Annotated in this window: 4 protein-coding genes; 3 read left to right on the forward strand and 1 reads right to left on the reverse strand. The window is 65.0% G+C overall.

The window, feature by feature from the left end; all coding sequences use genetic code 11:
- Positions 1 to 161: 161 nt before the first annotated feature.
- The gene (locus tag Q0Q02_RS23220; protein WP_293813136.1) at positions 162 to 869 is read right to left on the reverse strand and encodes a GntR family transcriptional regulator; all 708 of its coding nucleotides are present in this window, start codon (positions 867 to 869) and stop codon (positions 162 to 164) included.
- Between the two features lie 243 nt (positions 870 to 1,112).
- Between Q0Q02_RS23220 and Q0Q02_RS23225 the strand changes: the two genes are divergently transcribed.
- The 3 genes from Q0Q02_RS23225 to Q0Q02_RS23235 all read left to right on the forward strand — a co-directional run.
- Positions 1,113 to 2,681: an ABC transporter substrate-binding protein gene (locus tag Q0Q02_RS23225; RefSeq protein ID WP_293813138.1), complete on the forward strand. Its 1,569-nt coding sequence runs from the start codon at positions 1,113 to 1,115 to the stop codon at positions 2,679 to 2,681.
- Between the two features lie 180 nt (positions 2,682 to 2,861).
- The gene (locus Q0Q02_RS23230) at positions 2,862 to 3,854 is read left to right on the forward strand and encodes an ABC transporter permease (RefSeq protein ID WP_293813140.1); all 993 of its coding nucleotides are present in this window, start codon (positions 2,862 to 2,864) and stop codon (positions 3,852 to 3,854) included.
- Positions 3,844 to 4,739 (forward strand): ABC transporter permease (locus Q0Q02_RS23235; protein ID WP_293813142.1); only part of this gene is annotated, 896 nt, incomplete at its 3' end. The genes Q0Q02_RS23230 and Q0Q02_RS23235, both read left to right, overlap by 11 nt.

The following is a 4,739-nucleotide window of genomic DNA, read 5'->3' on the forward strand; positions in this document are numbered from 1 at the left end:
GGATGGCGCATCGGGCCTGCCCCCGCCATGGCTTGAGTGCGGGGGGAGTAATGTTCTTGGCGCAGGTCAAATAGACCAAAGACTAATTGTCCTGCGTGTGACGCATGTCTTTGCGCGCGTCGGGGCGGGCCGCCGGCATGTGGTCACGCGCAATCGCAAGATCAGGACGGGTTCAGCCCTTCGCTGAGAGCGTAGGGTGCGAGCACATCGCGGATATCGCGCTCGATGCGCGGCGTCAGCAGCGCGCGGGTGACGACGGCCCGCAGGTGATGGTCCATCAGATCGGCGGCGCGGGCAGCGTCCCCTGCGCGCAGGGCGTCGATCAACTGGCGATGCTCGGAGACGGCGCATTCGGTCGAATGCGGGCGGCCGTAGATCGCCAGGATCAGCGAGCAGCGCGACGAGGCTTCCTGGACATAGCGCAGCAGCAGCGCGTTGCCGGTCATCTTCGCGAGCTTGATGTGGAATTCGCCGGAGAGGCGGATCGATTCCGGCCCGTCCTGCTCATGCGCCTTCTCCTCCTGGCGGACATGGGCTTCGAGCTCGGCGACCTGGGCTGCGGTGATGCGTCCGGCCAGGCTTTCGGCGACGAGGCGCTCGAGCCCGCGCCTGACCTCGAATACGTCCCGCGCCTCTTCCAGGGTCGGGTAGGCCACCGAGGCGCCGCGATTGGGCTTGAGCTCGACGAGGCCCTCGACGGCCAGGCGCCCGAAGGCTTCGCGCACCAGCGTGCGGCTGACGCCGAGCTGTTCGCCGATCGAGTCTTCGGGCAGCTTCATGCCGGGTTTCAGGGCCTGCTCGATGATGGCGCGCCGCAATGCGCGATAGACGGATTCGGCGCGTAGAATCGGGGTTCGCTTCTCACCCAACGTGGCATTCCCTCGTGCAGGAACGGTCTTGTTCGGGGGTGTCAATGTCACGATAGCGGGCTCCGCGCCAGTTTCCGCTTGTGTTCAATAATCGCATACAATACGCTTCTCGTATCGTATGCAAGTATGCTGATAATCGCACACGAAATGGCGCGCAAAGCGTCAGGTGCATAACGGGACGGCAGAAAGCGATCGAGGTTCGGCGGAGTCCGCAGGCGCGCCGATGCAAAAGGGGAGAAGTCGATGAAGAAGGCCTGGTTGCTGGCGGCCGTTGCCGCCTTTGCGCTCACCGGCGCGGCGGAAGCCAAGACGTTGAAATGGGGCGCCTCGCGCGAAATCGCCTCGCTTGATCCCTATTCCTACGGCGAGACCTTCACGCTCTCCGTCCTGAATCACGTTTATGAGGGGCTGGTGCGCTATACCGGCGACCTCAAGATCGAGCCGGCCTTGGCCGAGTCCTGGGAGACGGTGTCGCCGACGGTCTGGCGCTTCAAGCTGCGCCAGGGCGTGAAGTTCCATAACGGCAACCCCTTCACCGCCGATGACGTCATCGCCTCGCTGGCCCGCGTCACCCACGAGACCTCGCCGCTCAAGGGCAACCTGCCGGCCTACAAGAGCTCGAAGAAGATCGACGACTACACCGTCGAGATCGAGGTCAACGGGCCCTATCCGTTGCTGCTGAACGACCTCACCAACATCTTCATCTTCGACAAGGAGTGGATGGAGGCGAACAACTCGCTGCTCCCGACCGATTCCGGCAAGGGTGTGAAGGGCTACGCCACCGACAACGCCAACGGCACCGGCCCGTTCAAGGTCGAGAGCCGCCGCGCCGATTCCAAGACGGTCTTCGTCAAGAACGCCGGCTGGTGGGACAAGCCCAAGCACAATATCGACGTGATCGAGTTCTCGCCGATCACCTCGTCCTCGACCCGCGTCGCGGCGTTGCTGTCGGGTGAGATCGACTACACTAACGTTGCCCCGCTGCAGGACCTGCCGCGCCTCTCCGCCTCGCCGGACGTGAAGGTGCTGCAGACCAACGAACTGCGCTCGGTCTTCTTCGCGCTCAATCTCGGCGACAAGCTGATCGAGAGCGACGTCAAGGACAAGAATCCCTTCAAGGACATCCGCGTCCGCGAGGCGCTCTATCGCGCGATCGATATCGATGCGGTGCAGAAGCGCGCCATGCGCGGCCTGTCGCGCAACACCGGCGCGCTCGTCGCCCCGGCCATTCCCGGCTACGAGCCCTCGCAGGATGAGCGCCTGCCCTTCGACCTGAACGGCGCCAAGAAGCTGCTGGCCGATGCCGGCTATCCCAACGGCTTCTCGTTCCAGATCAACTGCCAGAGCGACTCGCTCGTCAACGAGGAGGAGTTCTGCCAGGCGGTGGCGGCGATGTGGTCGCGTGCCGGCTTCAAGCCGAACCTCAGCATGGCCCCGCGCAGCCAGCAGACGCCGAAGCGCGTCAAGGGCGATTTCGATGTCATCTCCTTCGGCTGGGCCAATGAGCCGATGATCGACGCCTATTCCCTGCTGGTGCAGGTGCTGCACTCGAAGAGCGGCACGAGCGGCGTCTTCAACTGGGGCAACTGGGGCGATCCGCGCATCGACGCACTGATCGACAAGGCCGGCGTCGAGCTCGATACGCCCAAGCGCATCGAGATGATGAAGGAGGCGCTCAAGATCGCCAAGAAGGAGCAGCTCTTCATCCCGCTGCACCAGCAGCCGATGGCCTGGGCGATGCGTAACACGGTGGTCTCGACCGTGCAGGCCTCGGACAACAAGCCGCGGCTTTGGCTGACCATGATGAAGTGAGGTCGACTGGGTTCAATCGTCATGGCCGGGCTCGACCCGGTCATGACGGAAACCAGCGCCCTTCTTCCTGAGATCCTCGGGTCTTCGCGGGGGTATCCTTGGGGCCGGCCGAAGGTCGGCCCCAAGGGCGAAGCCCGAGAACGACGCTGGAATGCATGACGCCGGAACGTAGGAGTTCCCATGCCGGCCTTTCTTCTCAAGCGACTGCTCAACGCCGCTGGCGTCATGCTGGCGGTGGCCTTTCTCGCCTTCCTGATCTTCCGCTTCGTCGGCGACCCCGTGGAGCTGATGCTGAACGAGCAGGCGAGCCAGCAGCAGCGCGACGAACTGCGTGTCCGCCTCGGCCTCGACAAGGGCTTCGTGCTGCAATACGCGACCTTCGTCGGCAATGCCGTGCGCGGCGATTTCGGCATCTCCTACCGCAACCAGCAGGACGTCTTCACGCTGATCTCGGAGCGCTTCCCGGCGACCTTCGAGCTCGTGCTGGTCGCGACCTTCCTGTCGCTCGCGGTCGGCGTCCCCCTGGGCGTCTACACGGCCATCCGACGAGACAGTTTCCTGGCCAAGACCCTGCAATTCGTCTCGGTGCTCGGGGTCTCCCTGCCGAGCTTCGCGCTCGGCATCCTCTTCATCCTGATCTTCTCCGTGACGTTGCAATGGCTGCCGGCCTTCGGCCGCGGCGAGGTCGTGCAGATCGGCTGGTGGAGCACCGGCTTCCTGACCGCCTCCGGCCGCAAGGCGCTGATCCTGCCCGGCATCACGCTCTCGCTCTTCCAGATCACGCTGGTGATGCGCCTCGTCCGCGCCGAGATGCTGGAGACCATGCGCACCGATTTCATCCGCTTCGCCCGGGCACGCGGCCTGCCGGCACGCGCCGTTCATTTCGGTCACGCGCTGCGCAACTGCCTGATGCCGGTCATCACCGTCACCGGCCTACAGATCGGCAATCTCATCGCCTTCGCGCTGGTCACCGAGACGGTGTTCCAGTGGCCGGGCATGGGCATGCTCTTCGTCCAGGCGGTGACCTTCGTCGATATCCCGGTGATGGCGGCCTATCTGATCGTCGTCTCCTTCATCTTCGTCACGCTCAACACGCTGGTCGACCTGACATATGCCTGGGTCGATCCGCGCCTGCGCGAGGACGCGCTTACGGGAGGCGCCAATGCTCGCTGAGAAGAACCGGCCCGCTGATGCCCTGAAGAAACCCGGCCGCCTGCGCCGCTTCCTCGACAGCGACATCGGCTGGAGCTTCTGCCACACGCCGGTCGCCTGGCTCTCGGCGCTGGTGCTGGCGCTGCTCGTCCTGACCGCGCTCTTCGCCCCGCTGATCGCGCCGCAGAACCCCTACGACCTCGCCCAGGTCTTCATCGACAAGGCCGAGATCCCACCGATCTGGCAGTCCGGCGGCGAATGGCCTTTCCTGCTCGGGACCGACCCGCAGGGGCGCGATGTGCTCTCGGCCATCCTCTACGGCTCGCGCATCTCGCTGATCATCGGCTTCGCGGCGGTGATGGTCTCGATGCTGATCGGCGTCTCGATCGGGCTTTGCGCCGGCTTCTATGGCGGGCGTGTCGACAACCTGCTGATGCGGCTCGGCGACACCGTGCTCTCGATCCCGACGCTGCTGATGGCGATCCTGGTCTCGGCGATCTTCCGCGAGATGCTGCCGCCGGCCCTGCGCGAGCCCTTCTCCGCCGTGGTGCTGGTGCTCTCGATCGCGCTGACCAGCTGGGTCCAGTACGCCCGCACCGTACGCGCGCTGACCATGGTCGAGCGCCGCAAGGAGTACGTTCTCGCCGCCCGCATCATCAAGGTGCCGGCGACGCGGATCATGGGCCGCCACATCCTGCCCAACACGATGACGCCGGTGCTGGTTTCGGCGACGCTCAGCCTCGGCCTCGCCATCCTCTCGGAGGCGACGCTCTCCTTCCTCGGCGTCGGCATGCCGATCACCCAGCCTTCGCTCGGCACGCTGATCCGCATCGGCAATCAGTACCTGTTCTCCGGCTCCTGGTGGCTCGTCGTCTTCCCCTCGCTGCAGCTCGGGCTGATCGTGCT

Origin of the sequence: uncultured Allobosea sp. (assembly GCF_945956895.1) — a bacterium.
Lineage (GTDB): Bacteria > Pseudomonadota > Alphaproteobacteria > Rhizobiales > Beijerinckiaceae > Allobosea.

Bases quoted from the DNA above. Each gene is read 5' to 3' on its own strand.
- Q0Q02_RS23225 (WP_293813138.1), top strand. From the start codon at position 1,113: ATGAAGAAGGCCTGGTTGCTGGCGGCCGTTGCCGCCTTTGCGCTCACC.
- Q0Q02_RS23230 (WP_293813140.1), top strand. From the start codon at position 2,862: ATGCCGGCCTTTCTTCTCAAGCGACTGCTCAACGCCGCTGGCGTCATG.